Origin of the sequence: Variovorax frigidus (assembly GCF_051216515.1) — a bacterium.
In the GTDB taxonomy this organism is placed as follows: domain Bacteria; phylum Pseudomonadota; class Gammaproteobacteria; order Burkholderiales; family Burkholderiaceae_C; genus Variovorax.
The window spans coordinates 658,364-677,945 of the sequence record NZ_JBPJZF010000002.1; the positions used below are offsets into that span (position 1 = coordinate 658,364).

The 19,582-nt window shown below is 67.9% G+C and carries 18 protein-coding genes; 5 read left to right on the forward strand and 13 right to left on the reverse strand.

From position 1 onward, the window contains the following. The first annotated feature begins 17 nt into the window (after window positions 1-17). Entirely contained in the window at window positions 18-1,682 is a 1,665-nt protein-coding gene (locus ACSFBC_RS08320) for a Na/Pi cotransporter family protein (RefSeq protein ID WP_435509828.1), read from the forward strand. A 7-nt stretch (window positions 1,683-1,689) separates the two neighbouring features. Here the strand turns inward: ACSFBC_RS08320 and ACSFBC_RS08325 are convergent, their stop codons facing one another. Next, a complete protein-coding gene (locus ACSFBC_RS08325) occupies window positions 1,690-2,691 on the reverse strand; it encodes a bile acid:sodium symporter family protein (protein WP_435509829.1) in 1,002 nt (333 codons plus the stop codon). 69 nt (window positions 2,692-2,760) lie between these two features. Here ACSFBC_RS08325 and ACSFBC_RS08330 point away from each other — a divergent pair, with 69 nt between their 5' ends. After that, on the forward strand, window positions 2,761-3,651 hold the full coding sequence (locus ACSFBC_RS08330; protein WP_435509830.1) for a LysR family transcriptional regulator: 891 nt from the start codon (window positions 2,761-2,763) through the stop codon (window positions 3,649-3,651). Here ACSFBC_RS08330 and ACSFBC_RS08335 read toward each other — a convergent pair. From ACSFBC_RS08335 to ACSFBC_RS08355, 5 genes are all read right to left on the reverse strand, one after another. Next, a complete protein-coding gene (locus ACSFBC_RS08335; RefSeq protein ID WP_435509831.1) occupies window positions 3,641-4,624 on the reverse strand; it encodes a quinone oxidoreductase family protein in 984 nt (327 codons plus the stop codon). The two genes, ACSFBC_RS08330 and ACSFBC_RS08335, sit on opposite strands and share 11 nt — an antisense overlap. 83 nt (window positions 4,625-4,707) lie before the next feature. After that, a complete protein-coding gene (locus ACSFBC_RS08340) occupies window positions 4,708-5,505 on the reverse strand; it encodes an SDR family oxidoreductase (RefSeq protein WP_435509832.1) in 798 nt (265 codons plus the stop codon). 18 nt (window positions 5,506-5,523) lie between these two features. Further along, a complete protein-coding gene (locus tag ACSFBC_RS08345) occupies window positions 5,524-6,444 on the reverse strand; it encodes a DMT family transporter (RefSeq protein WP_435509833.1) in 921 nt (306 codons plus the stop codon). Between the two features lie 168 nt (window positions 6,445-6,612). Then, window positions 6,613-8,226 carry a gamma-glutamyltransferase family protein gene (locus ACSFBC_RS08350; RefSeq protein ID WP_435509834.1) on the reverse strand — a complete coding sequence of 538 codons (1,614 nt, stop codon included), beginning with the start codon at window positions 8,224-8,226 and terminating at the stop codon, window positions 6,613-6,615. A gap of 326 nt (window positions 8,227-8,552) precedes the next feature. Beyond that, complete coding sequence (locus tag ACSFBC_RS08355; protein WP_435509835.1) at window positions 8,553-9,524, reverse strand: Bug family tripartite tricarboxylate transporter substrate binding protein; 972 nt, start codon at window positions 9,522-9,524, stop codon at window positions 8,553-8,555. 98 nt (window positions 9,525-9,622) lie between these two features. On the opposite strand from ACSFBC_RS08355, the gene ACSFBC_RS08360 reads away from it, so the two are divergent. After that, window positions 9,623-10,549 carry a LysR family transcriptional regulator gene (locus ACSFBC_RS08360; RefSeq protein ID WP_435509836.1) on the forward strand — a complete coding sequence of 309 codons (927 nt, stop codon included), beginning with the start codon at window positions 9,623-9,625 and terminating at the stop codon, window positions 10,547-10,549. Between the two features lie 218 nt (window positions 10,550-10,767). Here ACSFBC_RS08360 and ACSFBC_RS08365 read toward each other — a convergent pair whose 3' ends face one another. From ACSFBC_RS08365 to ACSFBC_RS08395, 7 genes are all read right to left on the reverse strand, one after another. Continuing rightward, window positions 10,768-12,279, reverse strand: a complete 1,512-nt coding sequence (locus tag ACSFBC_RS08365; protein ID WP_435509837.1) for a tripartite tricarboxylate transporter permease — start codon at window positions 12,277-12,279, stop codon at window positions 10,768-10,770. A 10-nt stretch (window positions 12,280-12,289) separates the two neighbouring features. Next, entirely contained in the window at window positions 12,290-12,778 is a 489-nt protein-coding gene (locus ACSFBC_RS08370) for a tripartite tricarboxylate transporter TctB family protein (protein ID WP_435509838.1), read from the reverse strand. Window positions 12,779-12,987: 209 nt separating this feature from the next. Then, window positions 12,988-14,781, reverse strand: a complete 1,794-nt coding sequence (gene tfpB, locus ACSFBC_RS08375) for a type IV pilus assembly ATPase TfpB (protein WP_435509839.1) — start codon at window positions 14,779-14,781, stop codon at window positions 12,988-12,990. Next, the gene (locus ACSFBC_RS08380; RefSeq protein ID WP_435509840.1) at window positions 14,778-15,530 is read right to left on the reverse strand and encodes a class I SAM-dependent methyltransferase; all 753 of its coding nucleotides are present in this window, start codon (window positions 15,528-15,530) and stop codon (window positions 14,778-14,780) included. The genes tfpB and ACSFBC_RS08380 overlap by 4 nt, the downstream gene beginning before the upstream one ends. Further along, entirely contained in the window at window positions 15,530-16,018 is a 489-nt protein-coding gene (locus ACSFBC_RS08385; protein WP_435509841.1) for a DNA-deoxyinosine glycosylase, read from the reverse strand. The genes ACSFBC_RS08380 and ACSFBC_RS08385 overlap by 1 nt, the downstream gene beginning before the upstream one ends. Before the next feature lie 106 nt (window positions 16,019-16,124). After that, the gene (locus ACSFBC_RS08390) at window positions 16,125-16,475 is read right to left on the reverse strand and encodes a hypothetical protein (RefSeq protein ID WP_435509842.1); all 351 of its coding nucleotides are present in this window, start codon (window positions 16,473-16,475) and stop codon (window positions 16,125-16,127) included. A gap of 127 nt (window positions 16,476-16,602) precedes the next feature. After that, window positions 16,603-17,463: a TatD family hydrolase gene (locus ACSFBC_RS08395; protein ID WP_435509843.1), complete on the reverse strand. Its 861-nt coding sequence runs from the start codon at window positions 17,461-17,463 to the stop codon at window positions 16,603-16,605. Between the two features lie 87 nt (window positions 17,464-17,550). Here ACSFBC_RS08395 and ACSFBC_RS08400 point away from each other — a divergent pair, with 87 nt between their 5' ends. Beyond that, window positions 17,551-18,519 (forward strand): S1C family serine protease, encoded by a 969-nt coding sequence (locus ACSFBC_RS08400; protein ID WP_435509844.1) that lies wholly within the window; start codon window positions 17,551-17,553, stop codon window positions 18,517-18,519. Between the two features lie 34 nt (window positions 18,520-18,553). Continuing rightward, the gene (locus tag ACSFBC_RS08405) at window positions 18,554-19,570 is read left to right on the forward strand and encodes an AAA family ATPase (protein ID WP_435509845.1); all 1,017 of its coding nucleotides are present in this window, start codon (window positions 18,554-18,556) and stop codon (window positions 19,568-19,570) included. Window positions 19,571-19,582 lie beyond the last annotated feature (12 nt).

Consider the following 19,582-nt stretch of genomic DNA (forward strand, 5'->3'; position numbering starts at 1 on the left):
AAAGCCATCCGCCGTCCATGAAACATCTGCTGAACCTGCTGGCAGCAGTCGCACTCCTCGTCTGGGGCACCCATCTGGTCCGCACGGGCGTGCTGCGCGTGTTCGGTGCCAACCTGCGCACGCTGCTTGCGCGCAGCATGCGCAACCGATTCACCGCCGCGCTGTCGGGCATCGGCGTGACCGCCCTCGTGCAATCGAGCACGGCGACGTCGCTCATGACCTCGTCCTTCGTCGGCCAGGGCCTGATCGCGCTGCCGGCGGCACTGGCCGTGATGCGGGGCGCCGACGTGGGCACGGCGCTGATGTCGGTGCTGTTCTCGACCGACCTTTCATGGCTGTCGCCGCTGTTCATCTTCACCGGCGTGGTGTTCTCCATCACACGGCCGGCCAGCGCCGCCGGGCGCTTCGGCCGCATCCTGATCGGCCTGGGGCTGATGCTGCTCGCGCTGCAGCTCGTGGTGCAGGCCACCGGGCCGCTGTTCGACTCGCCGGCCATGCGCGCGATCCTGGTGTCGATCAGCAGCGACATCCTGCTCGAGATCACCATCGGCGCGGCGCTCGCGGTGGTGGCCTATTCCAGCCTCGCGGTGGTGCTGCTGGTGGCCGCGATGGCGACCTCGGCCGTGGTGCCGCTCGACGTGGCGCTGGGCCTGGTGCTGGGCGCCAACCTGGGCAGCGGCATCCTCGCGGTGCTGACCACCGCCAGGTCCGAGGTGTCGGTGCGGCAGGTGACGGTCGGCAACCTGCTGTTCAAGCTGATGGGCGTGACGGTCGCGGCACCTTTCGTCGGCCTGTACCTGACGCACGTTCGCACCTACGTGTCCGACGCAACGCAGCTGGTGGTGCTCTACCACCTGGCCTTCAACGTGGTGGTGAGCATCGGCTTCATCGGCCTGACCGACTGGGTGGCGCGGCTGGTGAAGAAGCTGCTGCCGGCACCGCAGGAAGGCTCGACCACCGCGCGGCCGCAGCACTTGGACCCCTCGGCCCTGTCCACGCCCACGCTGGCGATCTCGAACGCCGCGCGCGAAGCCCTGCACCAGGCCGACATCGTCGAGACCATGCTGATCGGCATGCTCAACGTGATCCGCAACAACGACCTGCGGCTGGCCGAGGAACTGCGCAAGCTGGACGACGTGGTGGACCGACTCTACTCCGACATCAAGTACTACCTCACCAAGATCTCGCGCGAGGCGCTGGGCGAGGAAGAAAGCAAGCGCTGGACCGACATCATCAGCTTCACCATCAACATGGAACAGGTGGGCGACATCATCGAGCGCGTGATCATCGACATCGAGGACAAGAAGATCAAGCCGCAGCGCAACTTCTCCGAGGCGGGCATGGCCGAGATCGTCGAGCTGCACGAGCGCCTGGTGGCCAACCTGCGGCTGGGCATGAGCGTGTTCCTCAACGGCAATGTGCGCGATGCGCAGAAGCTGCTCGAAGAGAAGGCGCGCTTCCGCGACCTCGAGCGCGCCTACGCCACCACCCACCTGACAAGGCTCATGGACCGCACCGCGCCGAGCATGGAGACCAGCTCGCTGCACATCGACCTGATCAGCGACCTGAAGCGCATCAACTCGCACATCTGCTCGATCGCCTACCCGATCCTCGACTCGGCCGGCGCGCTGGCGCCCAATCGCTTGCGCGAGGCGCAGCTCACGCCGATCAAGGAATCCTGAGCGGGATTCAGGCGGCGCCGGCAGCGGCCGGCTCCACGGCCTCGTCCGCCGGCCGACGCGCGTAGCGCTGCGCCAGCACGGCACACACCATCAGCTGCATCTGGTGGAACAGCATCAGCGGCAGCACGATGGCGCCCACCGCACCCGAGGCGAACAGCACGTGCGCCATCGGGATGCCGCTGGCCAGGCTCTTCTTGGAGCCGCAGAACACGATCGTGACCTCGTCGGCCTTGTCGAAGCCCAGCTTGCGCGCGGTCCAGGTGGTGGCAAACAGCGCCAGCGCCAGCAGCACGGCGCAGACCACGAGCAGCCCGGCCAGCGCGCTCGGCGGCACCTGGCGCCACAGGCCTTCGATCACGGCGGCGCTGAAGGCGGTGTAGACCACCAGCAGGATCGAGCCGCGGTCGACGACGCTCAGCACCGAAGCGCGCTGCTTGATCCAGCCGCCGATCCAGGGCCGCAGCAGGTGGCCGACCACGAAGGGCACCATCAGCTGCAGCAGGATCCGGCCGATGGCATCGAGCGAAGAAGAAGCGGCACCGCCCGAGACCACCAGCAGGTTCACCAGCAGCGGCGTGACGAACACCCCCAGCAGGGTCGAGGCCGAGGCGCTGCAGACCGCCGCCGGCACGTTGCCGCGCGCCAGCGAGGTGAAGGCGATGGCCGACTGCACCGTGGCGGGCAGCACGCACAGGTACAGCACGCCGGTGTAGAGCTCGGGCGTCACCAGCGGCTGCAGCACGGGCCGCAGCCCGAGCCCGAGCAGCGGGAACAGCACGAAGGTGCTGAGGAACACCAGCAGGTGCAGCCGCCAATGGCCCACGCCGGCCACGATGGCCTCGCGCGGCAGCTTGGCGCCGTGCAGGAAGAACAGCAGGCCGATGGCCACCGTCGTGAGCCCTTCGAAGAAGTGCGCCGTGCGGCCCGCCGCCGGCAGCAGCGAGGCGAGTGCCACGGTCGTGACCAGGGCGAGAGTGAAGTTGTCGGGGAGGAAGCGTGAGCGGGCCATGGCGCGATTGGGCCCGGGATTTGATCACAAGAGAAATGGATTTATCTGATGGATATATGATTTCTCTGCATGAACATCAGCCTGCGCCAGCTTCGCGTGTTCCTCGCCGTGGCCGAGGAGCGCAACTTCAGCCGTGCCGGCGATGCGATCGCGCTCACCCAGCCCGCGGTGAGCCGCTCGATCCTCGAGCTCGAATCGCAGCTGGGCCTGAAACTGCTCGACCGCACCACGCGCGAGGTGGTGCTGACCGAGGCCGGTCAGTCGCTGGCCGCGCGGCTGGGCCGGGTGCTCGACGAGCTCGACCAGACGCTGCTCGACGTGCAGGGCATGGCCCATGCGCGGCGCGGCAAGGTGCGCGTGGCCAGCAGCCCCACGCTGTCGGCGCAGCTCATGCCGGCCTGCATCGCGGCCTGCGCCCGGCAGGAGCCCGAGATCCAACTGGTGCTGCTCGACCGCATCCAGCAGGACGTGCTCGACAGCGTGCGCAGCGGCGAGGTCGACTTCGGCGTGGTGATCGAGCCCTCGGCGGCCGAGGACCTGCAGACCGAGACCATCCTCGACGATCCCTTCGTGCTGGTGGTGCCGCGCGACCACGCCCTGGCGGCGCACCGCAGTGTGCGCTGGTCGAGGCTGCGCGGCCATGCGCTGGTGCTGCTCGACCATGCCTCGGGCAGCCGCCGGCTGATCGACGAGGCGCTGCTCGCGCACGGCGTTCAGGCCGAGGTGGCGCAGCAGCTGGGCCACCCGACCACGGTGTTCCGCATGGTCGAGGCGGGCATCGGCATCAGCGTGATGCCCGCGCTGGCCGTGCCGCCGCAAGGGCTGGGCACGCTGGTCGCGCTGCCGCTCACGCCGCGGGTCCAGCGCCAGGTGATGCTGGTGCACCGGCGCAACCGCGCGCCTTCGCCGCTGGCGCAGCGGGTGTGGCGGCTGATCCGTGAGGTCGCGACTACAACGTAAGGATGGTGCAGCCGGTGGTCTTGCGCGCCTCGAGGTCGCGGTGCGCCTGCTGCACGTCTTCCAGGGCATAGCGCTGGGCGATCGGGATCTTCACCGCACCGCTCTGCACCACGGCGAACAGGTCGTCGGCCATGGCCTGCGTGGCCTCGCGCGAGGACATGTGGGTGAACAGCGTGGGCCGCGTGACGTAGAGCGAGCCCTTGGAGGCCAGCGTGCCCAGGTTGATCGGTGGTACCGGGCCCGAGCCGTTGCCGAACACCGCCAGCAGGCCGAAGGGCCGCAGGCAGTCGATCGAGCCTTCGTAGGTGTCCTTGCCCACCGAGTCGTAGACCACCTTCACGCCCTTGCCGCCGGTGATCGCCTTGACCCGTTCGGCGAAGTTCTCGCTGCTGTAGTTGATCGCGTGCGCCGCGCCGTGTTCGAGCGCGAGCTGGCACTTGGCGTCGCTGCCGGCCGTGCCGATCAGCTGCAGGCCCAGCGCCTTGGCCCACTGGCAGGCGATCAGGCCCACGCCGCCGGCGGCCGCATGGAACAGGATGAAGTCACCGGGCTGCAGGCCTTCGGCCGGCAGCGTCTTCTTCAGCAGATATTGCGTGGTCAGGCCCTTGAGCATCATGGCCGCGCCGGTCTCGAAGGAGATCGCGTCGGGCAGCTGGCAGACGTTCCGGGCCGGCAGCACGCGCAGCTCGCAGTACGCGCCGGGCGGCGGGCTGGCGTAGGCGGCGCGGTCACCCGCCTTCAGATGGGTCACGCCCTCGCCCACGGCTTCGACGATGCCCGCGGCCTCCATGCCCAGCTGCAATGGCATCGCGAAGGGGTACAGGCCGCTGCGCTGGTAGGTGTCGATGAAGTTCAGGCCCACGGCCTTGTGGCGGATGCGGATCTCGCCCGGGCCGGGCTCGCCGACCTGCACGTCGACGATCTTGAGTTCTTCGGGGCCGCCATGGCGGTCGATACGGACGGCTTTGCTCATCGGTTCGTTCCTGCAGAGAGTTCGGTTGAAAGCGATTTCCTGTGCTGCCACGCCGCGCGATGTCGCGCAGCGGGCCGCACGCCTCAGTAGGTGCCCGGGTAGGCGCCGCCGTCGGTCAGCACGTTCTGGCCCGTGACGTAGCCGGCCTGCAGGCTGCAGAGAAAGGCGCAGACGGCACCGAACTCCTCGGGCGTGCCGAAGCGGCCCGCCGGGATGTTCTTCTGGCGCGCGGCACGCAGCACCTCGATGTCCTGACCGGTCTTCTTCGCGGCGCCGGCCATGGTGCCCTTGAGCCGGTCGGTGTCGAAGGCGCCAGGCAGCAGGTTGTTGATCGTCACGCCCTTGGCCGCGATGGGCGTGCGCGCCACGCCGGCCACGAAGCCGGTCAGGCCGCTGCGCGCGCCGTTCGACAGGCCCAGGATGTCGATCGGCGACTTCACCGAACTCGAGGTGATGTTGACGATGCGGCCGTAGCCGCGGGCGGCCATGCCGTCCACCGTGGCCTTGATCAGCTCGATCGGCGTGAGCATGTTGGCGTCGACCGCCTTGATCCACGCGTCGCGGTCCCAGTCGCGGAAATCACCGGGCGGGGGGCCGCCGGCGTTGGTCACGACGATGTCGTAATCGGCATGCGCGGCGAAGGCCGCGGCACGGCCCTCGGGCGTCGTGATGTCGGCCGCCACGGCCTTGACGAAGGGCTTGTTCGCCACGCCGGCGGCCAGGGCTTCGAGCCGCGCCGCCGCGGCGTTCAGCACCTCGGCACCGCGTGCCACCACCACCACGTTCACGCCTTCGCGCACCAGGGCTTCGGCACAGCCCAGGCCCAGCCCCTTGCTCGCGCCGCACACCAGGGCCGTCTTGCCTGCAATTCCGAGGTCCATTCAAATTCTCCTGCGGGCTCAGCGCCCGGTTCGCGTAAACACAAAGATTCCCGTGATGACCAGCACCGTCCCGGCCGCGATCCAGGCCGTGAAGGGTTCGCCGAGCAACACCACGCCCATGAGAATAGTCGAGAGCGGCCCGACCATGCCGGTCTGCGCCGCCATGGCCGCACCGATGCGCTCGATCGCCATCATCACGGCCAGCACCGGCACCGCGGTGCACAGCGTCGCATTGAGCACCGACAGCCAGATCACCTCGGGTGCCAGGTTCAGCGCCACGTCGATCGGCCGCAGCAGCAGGAACTGCGCGATGCACAGCACGCAGGCCACGCTGGTCGCGAGCCCGACCAGCCGCAGCGAGCCCAGGCGCTTGACGAATTCACCGCTTGCGAGAAGGTACACCGCATAGCTCACCGCGCTCAGGAAGACCAGCAGCGTGCCCCAGGCCGCCGTGCTGCTCTGCCCCAGCTGCACCTCGTGACCGAAGACCAGCAGCACGCCCGCATAGCTGATCGCCATGCCGAGCACCTGCTGGCGCAGGATGCGGCGGCGGTAGACGATCCAGCCGAACAGCAGCACCAGCGTGGGGTTGAGGTACAGGATCAGCCGCTCGAGGCTGGCCGTGATGTACGCGAGCCCCGCGAAGTCGAGGAAGCTCGACAGGTAGTAGCCTGAGAAGCCCAGCCCGATCACGCCCAGCCAGTCGCGCAGCGTCAACGCCGCCTTGCCCCGCCCCGCCCACCAGGCCATCGCCACGAACAGCGGCAGCGCGAACAGCATGCGCAACATGATCAGCGTGACCGCGTCCACGTCGTGTCGGTAGGCCAGCTTCACGATGATCGCTTTGCCGCTGAACGCGATGGCGCCGAAGGTCGCGAGGATCAGGCCAGTGCGGAGGGATTTGGGAGCCGCTGCCGATGGGGTGGGAGATGAGGTCAAGTTTTCTTATTCCAGAGACACCGCGGAACCGGCTTTGCCGGGCCGCCGGTGTCGCCCCCGGAAGGGGGAAGAGCGAAGCGACACGAAGTGCGCGAGCTCCCGGGGGAGAGCCAAATGCTGCCCCTTGAGGGGAGACGGCGACACGAAGTGCGCCGTTTCGGGGTGGACTCAGTACCCCGCGGCGAGGCCGTCCCGCCGCGGATCGCTCGCCGCCACATAGCCCTCGACCGCCGGATCGCCCGCACGCCAGATGAACTGGCCGGCACCGAAGTCCTGGTACGAGTCGTTGATCACGTCGACCTTGTGGCCCAGGTCAGACAGTCCTTGAAGCGTCTGTGGGTCCATCGCGGCCTCGGCATTGATCTCCAGCCCGCTGTTGAAGCGCCAGCGCGGTGCATCGCAGGCGGCCTGCGGGTTCTGGCCGTGGTCGAGCATGCGCACCAGCGTCTGCATGTGGCCCTGCGGCTGCATGTTGCCGCCCATCACGCCGAAACTCATGACCGGCTGGCCGTCCTTGGTCAGGAAGGCCGGGATGATGGTGTGGAAGGGGCGCTTGCCCGGTGCCGCGACGTTGGGGCTGGCCGCGTCGAGGCTGAAGCCGTGGCCGCGGTTCTGCAGGCTGATGCCGAAGTCGGGCTCCACGCAGCCCGATCCGAAGCCCATGAAGTTGCTCTGGATGAAGCTCACCATCATGCCGCTCTCGTCGGCGGCCGTGAGGTAGATGGTGCCGCCCTTGACCGGGTTGCCCGCCTTGAAGTCTTGTGCCTTGTTCACGTCGATGAGTTTGGCACGCGAGGCCAGGTAGGCGCCATCGAGCATTTGCGTGACCGTCGTCTCCATCGACGAAGGCTCGGACACGTAGCGGTAGACATCGGCGAAGGCCAGTTTCATGGCTTCGATCTGCAGATGCTGCGAGGCCACCGAGTCGATCGGCAGCGAGGCCAGGTCGAAGTTCTTCAGGATGCCCAGCGCGATCAGCGCCGCGATGCCCTGCCCGCTGGGCGGGATCTCGTGCAGCGTGTGGCCGGCGTAGTCCTGCGAGATCGGCGTGACCCATTCGGGCTTCCAGTTCGCGAGGTCGCGCACCTTGAGACTGCCACCATTGGCATTGGAGAATTTCTCCAGCGCCTCGGCGATCTCGCCGCTGTAGAAGGCCTCGCCGCGGGTCGCGCCGATGGCGCGCAGTGCGCGCGCAGCAGCCGGGAAGCGGAACAGTTCGCCCACTTCGGGCGCGCGGCCCCAGGGCAGAAAGCTCTGCGCGAAGCCCGGCTGGTTCTGCAGGATCGGCGTGGCCGCGGCCCACTTCTGCTGCACCACCGGCGGCACCAGGTAGCCGCGCTCGGCGATCTCGATGGCCGGCGCCATCAGCGCCTCGAAGGGCAGCTTGCCGAAGCGCTCGGACAGCGCGACCCAGCCGCCGACGGCGCCGGGCACCGTGACCGAATCCATGCCGCGTTGCGGCGGTGTGCGCGCGCCGTCGCCGTGCTTGCGCCGGAAGTACTCGGGCGTCCAGGCTTGCGGCGCGCAGCCCGAGGCGTTCAGGCCGTGCAGTTCCTTGCCATCCCACAGGATGCAGAAGGCATCGCTGCCCAGGCCGTTGCTCACCGGCTCGACCAACGTCATCACGGCCGCGGTGGCGACGGCCGCATCGACCGCGTTCCCGCCCTGCTGCAGGATGCGCAGGCCGGCCTGGGCCGCCAGCGGATGGGAGGTCGAGACGACGTTGCGCGCGAAGACCGGGATGCGGGTGGAGCGGTAGGGGTTGCTGTAGTCAAATTTCATACCGAGCTTTCAAGGGTGGCGTGAATATTTCAGGAACACTGCGGAACCGGCTTTGCCGGGCCGCTGGTGTTGCCCCCGGTAGGGGGAAGGAGAAGCGACACGAAGTGCGCGAATCCTGGGGGCGAGTCCAGTGACACCGCGGAACCGGCTTCGCCGGGCCGCTGGTGTTGCCCCCGGTAGGGGGAAGGAGAAGCGACACGAAGTGCGCGTAGCCTGGGGGCGAGCCCAGTGACACCGCGGAACCGGCTTCGCCGGGCCGCTGGTGTTGCCCCCGGTAGGGGGAAGGAGAAGCGACACGAAGTGCGCGCAGCCTGGGGGCGAGCCATCTATTCGTTGGTGATCTTGCGGTCGACGACGATCTTCTTCCATTTGGCGGCGTCGACCGCCACCAGCTTGGCGAACTGGTCGGGCGTGCCCGGCGTCGCAGGCTCGATGCCCAGGCGCGCGAGCTTTTCCTTCACCTCGGGGTCGGCCAGCGCTTCGTTCGCTGCCTTGTTGATGCGCGCCACGATGTCGGCCGGCAGATTCTTCGGGCCATAGAAACCGAACCAGGTGTTCGACTCGTAGCCCGGCAGCGTGTCGGCGATGGGCGGCAGTTCGGGCGCCAGCGGGCTGCGCTTGAGCGAGGTCACGCCCAGCGCGCGCAGGCGGCCATCGCGCACGTGCGGCATGCCGGTCGGCAGCGAATCGAAGAGCACGTCGACCTTGCCGCTGATCAGGTCCGGGATGGCCAGCGCCGTGCCCTTGTAGGGGATGTGCGTGACGAACACGCCGGCCTGCGACTTGAACAACTCGGCGGTCAGTTGAACGATGGTGCCGTTGCCGCTCGAGGCGTAGTTGAGCTTGCCGGGGTTCTTCTGTGCGTAGGCGATCCACTCGCGCACCGTCTTGGCGGGCGAGTTGACCGGCACCAGCATGATGCTGGCCGCATCGCCCACATGCGCGATGGGTGTGAAGTCGCGCACCGTGTCGTAGGGCAGCTTGCTGATCGCGGGGCCGATGGCGTGCGTGCTGGTGGTCGCCAGCAGCAGCGTGTAGCCATCCGGCGCGGCCTTGGCGGCCTGGTCGGAGCCGATGGCGCCGCCGGCGCCGGGCTTGTTGTCGATGACGAGCGTGGTGCCGAGCTTCTCGCCCATCTTCTGGCCCAGGGTGCGGGCGAAGAGGTCGGTGGCGCCAGCCGCGGGAAACGGCACGACGAGCCGGATCGGCTTGTTCGGGTAGCCCTGCGCCAGGCCGGCGGACGACGCGACCACGCACAGCGCAATGGCGGCCCCTCGAAGGAACTGGATTCTTTTCATGGTGCTGGATTCTGTCCCCGTGGAAGAAAGCTCGCATGCTATGCAGCCCCCGCCCATCAAGCCAGATAATTTCACTTATTCAACTATGAGCGCTGCTTATGACAAAGAACGCCACGGAAGATGTCTCGCTGCAGCAGTTGCGGGCGCTGGCGGCCGTCGCCGAATCGGGCAGCTTCACCCTGGCTGCGGAAAGCCTGCAGCTGACGCAGCCCGCCATCAGCCACCTGATCAAGCGCATGGAGGAAGAACTGGGGCAGCCGCTGGTGGTGCGGGGCCGCCGCATCCAGCTGACGAGCGCCGGTCAGGTGATGTTCGAGACCGCCGTGCGTGCGCTGCGCCTGATCGACGAATCCGTCGAGGCCTGCCGCTCGCAGTCGCAGTTGCGCGAGGGGCGTGTGGTGCTGGCGGTGGGTCACCTCACGGCGGGCGCCCTGCTCCCCCCGGTGCTGGGCCGCTTTTCCCGGATGCATCCGACGCTCGCGGCAACGCTGCTCGACAGCACGGCGGAGCAGATGATTTCGCGCATCCTCTCGCAGGAGGCCGACCTGGGTTTCGGATCGGACATCGGGCAGAAGCATTCGGAACTGGCGACCGAGCCGCTGTTCACCGAGCGCATGGCCCTGTTCGTGCGCGACGACCATCCGCTGGCGCAGCGCGTGGTGGTCGATGCCCGGCACCTGGAGCCGCTGCCCTTCATCCATGTCAATCCCGATGCCAACGTGTGGCGCGCCGTCAGCCGCCAGCTCTCGAGCGTGGCCAACGTGTACCCGCGCGTGGCCCATCACGTGTCGATGCTGTCGACGGCCTTCGGCCTGATCCAGGCGGGTGCGGGCGTGGCGCTGCTGCCGCGCTATGTGGAAGTGCTGATGCCGGGCAACCTGCGTGCCGTGGCCGTGACGCGCCCGACACTGGAATACCCGGTCGTCGCCATCCGGCTGGCCAAGCATCCGCTCAGCCCGGCGGCCATGGCCTTTCTGGCGATGGCCAGGCAGCACATGAAGCCGCCGCGGGCAAACAAGCCCTGATAAAAGAAACGGCGCCCGAAGGGGCGCCGTCTTTCGTGAAACACCGCGGAACCGCTTTCGCCGGGCCGCAGGTGTTGCCCCTGGAAGGGGGTTGGCGGAGCGACACGAAGTGCGCGAGCCCTCGGGGGAGAGCCAAGTGACACCGCGGAACCGGCTTTGCCGGGCCGCTGGTGTCGCCCCCTTGAGGGGGAGGCGCCGCAGGCGCATCGGGGGTGGTTTTACTCCTCGACGAAGGCTTCTTCGCGCTTGGACTTCACGGCCGGCAGCAGCACGATCACGAGCAGCAGCAGCGCGGCGGCCAGCAGGCCGGCGGAGATCGGACGGCTCACGAACACGCTCCAGTCGCCACGCGACAGCAGCAGCGCACGGCGCAGGTTCTCTTCCATCATCGGGCCCAGGATGAAGCCCAGCAGCAGCGGCGCAGGTTCGCAACCGAGCTTGAAGAAGGTATAGCCGACGAAACCGAAGATGCCCACCATCCAGATGTCCCAGGTGTTGTTGTTCGTCGAGTACACGCCGATGGCACAGAACAGCACGATGGCCGGGAACAGGTACTTGTAGGGCACCGAAAGCAGCTTGATCCACATGCCGATCAGCGGCAGGTTCAGGATGATCAGCATCGCGTTGCCGATCCACATCGAGGCGATCAGGCCCCAGAACAGTTCGGGGTTGCTGGTCATGACCTGCGGGCCCGGCTGGATGTTGTGGATGGTCATCGCGCCGACCATCAACGCCATCACGGCGTTGGGCGGAATGCCCAGCGTCAGCAGCGGGATGAACGATGTCTGCGCGCCGGCATTGTTGGCCGCCTCGGGTGCAGCCACGCCGCGGATGTTGCCCTTGCCGAAGGGCACTTCGCCCGGTTGCAGCTTGGTCTTCTTCTCGATCGTGTAGGCCGCGAAAGCCGCCAGCAGCGCACCGCCGCCGGGCAGGATGCCCAGCGAAGCGCCGAGTGCCGTTCCACGCAGCACGGCCGGGACCATCCGCTTGAAGTCCTCCTTGGTCGGGAACAGGCCGGACACCTTGGCGGTGAACACTTCGCGCTCTTCCTCAGGGCGCGACAGGTTGGCGATGATCTCGCCGTAGCCGAACACACCCATGGCGATGGCCACGAAGCCGATGCCATCGGTCAGTTCAGGAACGTCGAAGCTGAATCGGGCCACGCCCGAGTTCACGTCGGTGCCGACCAGGCCCAGCAGCAGGCCCAGCACGATCATCGCGATGGCCTTGAGCAGCGAGCCCGAGGCCAGCACCACGGCGCCGATCAGGCCCAGGATCATCAGCGAGAAGTACTCGGCAGGGCCGAACTTGAAGGCGATCTCGGTCAAGGGCGGCGCGAACGCGGCCAGGATCAGCGTGCCCACGCAACCGGCGAAGAAGGAGCCCAAACCGGCCGCGGCGAGCGCGGGGCCGGCACGGCCTTTGCGCGCCATCTGGTAGCCGTCGATCACGGTCACCACAGAGGACGATTCGCCCGGCAGGTTGACCAGGATGGCGGTGGTGGAGCCGCCGTACTGGGCACCGTAGTAGATGCCGGCCAGCATGATCAGCGCCGACACGGGCGGCAGCGCATAGGTGGCGGGCAGCAGCATCGCGATGGTCGCGACCGGGCCGATGCCGGGAAGCACGCCGATCAGCGTGCCGAGAATGCAGCCGACCAGGCAGTACAGCAGGTTCGTGAAGGTGAACGCGACGCCGAAGCCGATCGAGAGGTTGTTTACCAGATCCATTTTCTATTCCTCAACCCGTGATGAAGGTCGGCCAGACCTGGATCTGCAGCTTGAGCGCCCAGATGAATGCACAGTAGCTGCCGACGGCGAGCACGGTCGCAAGGATCAGCACCTTCTTGAAATCGAACTCGTTGCCGGCCAGGCTGGCGATGATCACCAGGGCGTAGATCGCGATGATCATGCCCATGGCCGGGACACCGAGGCTCGGCAGGCCGCCGAGCAGGATGCCGAAGGCCAGGTTGGCGCCGATGATGTAGACCACCTGCTTCCAGGCCCACTTGCCGATCTTTTCACCGTCTTCGGTTTCGACCGTCAGGCCGGTGAACATGATGCCCAAGCCGATGAAGGCCATGACGATGCCCAGCATCAGCGGGAAGTAGCCCGGGCCCATGCGGGCGCCGCTGCCGACGTTGTAGGTCGATGCACCCCATGCGAAGGCGACGCCCACGATGGCGAACATCAGCCCTGCAAAAAAGTCGCGTTGACTTTTGATTTTCACGAACAGTCTCCTCGAACAAATCGAACGGGAGATTGTCTGGTCAGCGTCCGGTCAGGTCGATGTGGATTCCACCTAGGAAGCACATAGGGTTACCCCCGAGGGCTTCGCGCACTTCGTGTCGCGGGCGCCTTCCCCCAAGGGGGCGACACCTGCGGCCCGGCGAAGCCGGTTCCGCGGTGTCCCTGGAATAGGAGCAGGGAAGCCGCGCGCTATTCGAGGGGCGGCGTGGCGCTCAGCACTTCCTCGATCGTGGTCACGCCTTCGGCCACGCGCAGGGCGCCGGCGAGGCGCAGCGGGCGCATGCCGTCGGTCACGGCCTGGCGGCGCAGGGCGAGCAGGCTGGGTTCCTTGGTGACGCGGGCTTTGAAGTCTTCGCTGACGCTCAGCAACTCGTACAGGCCCATGCGGCCCATGTAGCCGGTCATGCGGCAATCGACACAGCCCATCGGCTTGTAGGCGCGCACCGAGCCGGTGATCTGCCAGGGCGCCACGAAGGCCGCGAGCTTCTCGCGCGTGACCGATTCGTCGGGCTGCTTGCACAGCGGGCACAGCGTGCGCACCAGGCGCTGCGCGAGCACGCCCAGCATCACGGCATTGATCAGGTACGAAGGCACGCCGAGCTCCATCAGCCGCGTGATGGCGCTGGGCGCATCGTTGGTGTGCAGCGTGCTGAAGACCAGGTGGCCGGTGAGGGCCGACTGCACCGCCATCTCGGCGGTGGCGAGGTCGCGGATCTCGCCGACCATGATGATGTCCGGGTCCTGGCGCATCAGCGCGCGCAGCCCCTCGGTGAAGCCGAAGTCGAGCTGCGGCTGCACCTGCGTCTGGTTGAACGAAGGCTCGATCATCTCGATCGGGTCCTCGATGGTGCTCACGTTGACCTGCTCGGTCGCCACGCGCTTGAGCGTGGAGTACAGCGTCGTGGTCTTGCCCGAACCCGTGGGCCCGGTCACGAGGATGATGCCGTGCGGCCGCGTGACGAGCTGCTCCCAGCGCTTGGCGTCGTGCTGCGCGAAGCCCAGCGCGTCGAGGTCCTTGACCGCGGTGTCGGGGTCGAAGATGCGCATCACCATCTTCTCGCCGAAAGCCGTGGGCAACGTCGACAGCCGCATCTCGACCTCGTCGCCGCGCATGTTGCGGGTCTTGATGCGGCCGTCGAGCGGGCGCCGCTTCTCGACCAGGTCCATGCGGCCCAGCAGCTTGATGCGCGCGACCATCGCATTCATCACGCCCATCGGCATCTGGTAGGCCGGGTGCAGCACGCCGTCGATGCGGAAGCGGATCACGCCCTGGTCGCGCCGCGGCTCGAGGTGGATGTCGCTGGCGCGCTGATCGAAGGCGTACTGCCAGAGCCAGTCGACCACCTGCACCACGCTCTGGTCGTTGGCGTCGAGCTGCTTGTTGCTCTTGCCCAGCTCGACCAGCTGCTCGAAGCTCGCGCCACCGGCATTGCCGCCGGCCTTCTGCGCCGCGCGCACCGACTTGGCGAGCGCGAAGAACTCGGCGGTGTAGCGCTGGATGTCGGTCGGGTTGGCGACCACGCGACGCACCGCGCGCTTCGACTGGCGCTCGACCTCGGACACCCAGTCGACGAGGAAAGGCTCGGCCGTGGCCACCACCACTTCATGGGGCGTGACCTGCACCGGCAGCACCTTGTGGCGCTCGGCGTAGGCCGCGCTCATGGTGTCGGCCACCTTGCCCACGTCGACCTTGAGCGGATCGATGCGCAGATAGCTGAGCCCGGCACGGCCGGCCAGCCATTCGGTGAGCATCTCGAGGTCGAGCGGCTTGCCGTCGCGCTCGCGCGTCATCGCCACGTTGGCCAGGCGCACCAGTGGCGCCTGCCGGCTCTCGGCCTGGGCGCAGCGCGCGATGGTGCGCTGCGCCTCATGCGGCGAGATCACGCCGTCGGTGGCCAGCCAGCCGATCAGCAGGCGCAGGTCGAGCGGACCTTCGTGGCGCGAGGATGCAGGCTGGGGCACGGGCGGCGAGACGGCATTCATGACATGGTTTTGAAGACCCGCAGCCACTTGGGAGCCGGCAGGCCCCAGCGAGTCTGGATGGTTTGCGCACGCTCGGCAAGCACGCCGCGCGCGGGCCGGCTCGGCGTGCGCTGGGCCAGCACCACGGTGTTGCCCTCGCGCGTGGGCTTGAAGGCCCACACCGCGTCGGCGCCGAAGACCGCGGCGATCTTTTCCAGGCTGCGCTCGTAGCTCGACGAACGGCCGAACAGGTTGACCGTCATCGCGCCGTCTTCGGTGAGTAGCGCGCGGCAATCGGCATAGAAGGTTTCGCTGTCGAGCACCGGTGCCGCGGCCTCGTGGTCATAGAGGTCGACCTGCAGCGCATCGACCGTGCCGTGCCACGTGGACTTCTGGATCTCGAGGCCCGCATCGGCCAGCACCACGGTGAGCTTGGCATCGTCGGCCGGCAGCTTGAACCAGCCGCGGCAGGCCGCGACCACCTGCGGGTTGAGTTCGATCGCGGTGGTGCGCATGCGCAGCTGCTTGCGGCTGAACTTGGTCAGCGTGGCTGCGCCCAGGCCCAGCTGCATCGCATGGCGGCTCATCACGCTCGAAGGCTCGACGAACAGCAGCCAGGCCATCATGCGCTGCACGTACTCGAGCTCGATCTCGAAGGGCGCATCGATCTTCATCGAGCCCTGGACCCATTCGGTGCCCAGGTGCAGATAACGGATGTCGCCCCAATCGGAAAAGTTGACCTCGGGCAAGGCCGGTTTGCGCGCGGCCATCAGGCCACCAGCCCGTGCCGTGCGAACACGTCGCGCCAGGCGTCGCGCTTGCGCCCGAAGGACCAGGCCGCATGGGCCGGGCTGGTCGAGGGCAGCCTGTAGGCCGGCAGCTGGCCATGGCCGCCGGCGCGCAGCGCCTCGACCACCTTCGGCGCATGGCGGAAGCTCTCGGCACCGTTGTGCGCCACGGCGGCCAGGCGCGGCAGGTCGAGGCCGGCGAAATCGTTGAGTACCGCGTCGCGGATCGAGGCGTCGAGACTGCCCTCGCGGGCACAGGTGCTGTAGACGTCCCAGACGCCGAGACCGCGTTCGAGCAGCCAGTCGGCGCGTTCGGAGGGAGCCGTGCCGGGCGGCAGCGGGCTGGAGGGCCAGAGGGCTTGCAAGATCTTCCAGAATTGGTTTTGCGGGTGGGCATAGTAGCGCCCCTCCGCCAGCGAACGCGCGCCCGGGAAGCTGCCGAGCACCAGCACCACGACGCCGGGCGACACGATCGGCGCCAGCCCTTCGAGCTTCGGACCTTCGCCGGCCCCACGAGAAAAAACCCGCCGAGGCGGGTTTTCGCTGGGGCCGTTGCGGCTGTCGCCGCTCGGGCGCTCAGGGCTTGGCGGCTGCATTCTCGGCGGTGCCAGGGATCTTCTCGCCGATCTTGTGGCCGGCGCTGCGCATGCCGTCGGCCGCCTTGTGGCCGACACCGGCAACGGCGTTACCGGTCTTCTTGGCGGCATTGCTGGTCGCATGGCCGGCCTTCTTGGCGGTGCGCTTGGTGGCCTTGTAGGCTTTCTGGGTGCCGGTCTTGGCCTTGTCGACCACGGTCGGTTCGGGTGCGGCGGCTGGCGCCATCGTGGTGGTCGCCGGTGCAGGCTGCTGTGCCATGGCGGAAAAACCGATGGACGCGATGCCCAGCGCGAGGATGGCAGGAACGGTACGGATGAAAGACGAGGTCATGAAAGGTTCTCCTTGAAGTGTTGTAGTCACGGACGGGCCGCACTGATCGAACAACGATCGACATGACCGTCAGGATGACAGCAAAAACACAGCGCGTCATCGTCGAAACGGAATTCAGGCCGCGCGCCTACAGCCCAACCTGACCAGAGGCTGACAGGGCCGTCAGCGCGCGCAGACGGGGCATCGCCTCCAGCGCATTGCGGGTGGTGGCTTCGGCCAGTGCCTCCATTGAAATCCCGCGCAGTTGCGCCAGTGCCTGAGCGATGCGCGGCAGCTCGGCCGGCTCGTTGCGGCCCTGGGGCGCGCCGGCCTCGCGCTCTTCTCGCGTGCGGTAGAGCCAATGCGGCTGGATGTCGGGCGCATCGGTTTCCATCACGATTGCCTCCAGCGGCAGCGTCGCGGCCAGGCGACGTACCTGCAAGGCACGATCGAAGGTCAGCGTGCCGCCAAAGCCCAGCTTGAGGCCCAGGTCGAGACAGGCCTGCGCCTGCTGCGCGCTGCCGTTGAAGGCATGGGCAATGCCGCGCCAGGGCCGGCCGGCCCCGACCTCACGCAGATGCTTGAGCACCTTGTCGACCGAGCGCCGCACATGGATGAGCACCGGCAGATCGTGCTGGCGGGCCAGTTGCAACTGCGCCCGGAAGAAATGCTCCTGCCTGGCCCAATCCAGGCCGGGGACGAAACCGTCCAGTCCGATCTCTCCCAGCGCCACCAGGCGCGGGTCGGCGCGGTTCGCCTCGAGTGCGGCCGCCAGGGTCGCCAGGTCGCCCTCGCGCGCGTCGCCGGTGAACAGCGGATGGATGCCCAACGCGTAAGCATCGCCTTGCGTGTGTGCCAGGCTGCATACGGTCTCGAAATTGAAGGCTGCCACCGCGGGAATGACGCACAGCGCCACGCCGGCCGCCGCGGCGCGGGCGCGGACAACGGGCATTTCATCGCCGAACTCGGGGGCGTCCAGGTGACAGTGTGTATCGATGAAGGCGGCCATCGCTTCATGATGCCCGAATGCATGCAAAGGGCCACAAAGCGTGCTACCGTGATTTCCTTCCCAGGTCACTCTTTGCCGGAGGTGCCGATGCGCAGGACTGCACTCTACAGCCGCTCGCCGCAGGCGTCGAAGGACGCCGAGGTGCCTGCGGCCGAAGCACCGGACCTCGCCCCCCCCGCGCCGGCAGCGTCCGAAGCGCGCTGGCAGCCGGGCCGGCGCGCTTTCGGTGCCCTGCTGGCACTGATCCTGGCCCTCGGCGCCGGCGGCGCGGCGCTCTGGCCGCGGCAGGCCGCCCACACGCTGACCCAGAAGGACATCGATGCCGCCGTGCTGCGCACGCTGCAGACGGCCACGCTGCCCTCGCCCGCGGCCCGTGCGGCCGCCACCGTGCAGCCGTCGATCGTGCGCGTGGTGGGTTACGGCCCCGAGCGCAGTTCACCCGAGGCCAAGACCGAGAAACGCGGTCGCAACCTGGCACGCGGCAAGCCGCCCGAGGCCGACGGGCCGCCCGGCGAAGTCGAGCGCGGCGTCGGCACCGGCGTGGTGATCGTCGACAAGGGCGTGATCCTCACCAACCTCCACGTGGTGGCCGGCGCCCAGACCATCAAGGTCACCTTTGCCGACGGCCTGGAAGCCGTCGCCACCCTCACCGGCGTCCAGCCCGAGAACGACCTGGCCGTGCTGCAGGCCCGCAAGATTCCCGACGACCTGATCCCCGCGACGCTGGCTTCCACCGCCAATCTCCAGTCGGGCGACCAGGTCGTCGCGGTCGGCTTCCCCTTCGGCATCGGTCCCTCGGTGTCGGCCGGCGTGGTGTCGGGCCTCAAGCGTTCCTTCCGCTCGCCGGAGGGCAAGCAGGAGCTGGGCAACCTGATCCAGTTCGATGCCGCGGCCAACCCCGGCAACTCGGGCGGACCGTTGGTGAACATGGAAGGCCAGGTGGTCGGCATCGTCACCGCCATCCTCAACCCGACCCAGCAGCGCACCTTCATCGGCATCGGCTTCGCCGTGCCGATCGAGAACGCGGCCTCGGCGATCGGCTCGCCGCCGTTCTGACGCCCTCTTCCACCCTTCTCACGAAAGCCGTCGCATGAGCCAAGAGACCCCGCAGACGTCGAATCCGCCTGCCACCGCCGAGCTGATGGAGCAGATCCTCTACGAGGTCAAGCGCGTCGTGGTCGGGCAGGACCGCTTTCTCGAACGCGTGATGGTCGCGATGCTCGCCGGCGGGCACCTGCTGGTCGAAGGCGTGCCCGGGCTGGCCAAGACGCTCACCATCAAGACGCTGGCCGACACGGTGCGGGGCCAGTTCAAGCGCATCCAGTTCACGCCCGACCTGGTGCCGGCCGACCTGGTGGGCACGCGCATCTACAACCAGAAGACGGGCGAGTTCAGCACCTCGCTGGGCCCGGTGTTCGCCAACCTGCTGCTGGCCGACGAAATCAACCGCGCACCGGCCAAGGTGCAGAGCGCGCTGCTCGAGGTGATGCAGGAGCGGCAGGTCACGATCGCGGGCGAGACGCACAAGGTGCCGCGCCCCTTCCTCGTGATGGCCACGCAGAACCCGATCGAGACCGAGGGCACCTACCCGCTGCCCGAGGCCCAGGTCGACCGCTTCATGATGAAGGTGCTGGTCGACTACCCGAGCGACGAGGAAGAGTTCGTGATCGTGCAGCGCGTGATCGGCCCGCCGGTGGAGGTCGCGGCGGTGGCCACCACCGAGCAGCTCGCGGCGCTGCAGGCCGAGGCCCGCCGCGTCTACGTCGACCCTTCGCTGATCCAGTACGCGGTGAAGCTGGTCTCGGCCACGCGCAACCCGGAGAAGCACGGTCTGAAGGATCTGCGCCGCTTCATCACCTTCGGTGCCAGCCCGCGCGCCACCATCAACCTCACCGAGGGCGCTCGCGCGCTCGCGATGCTGCGCGGCCGCAGCTATGCGCTGCCCGAGGACATGACGGCGCTGGTGCCCGATGTGCTGCGCCACCGCGTCACGCTGTCGTACGAAGGCCTGTCGGAGGGCCTCACACCCGACGGGCTGATCGACAAGATCATGCGTGCCATCCCCGCGCCCCCCAAACCGCTCGAACATGAAAGACTGGTGGCATGAACAGGCCCCACC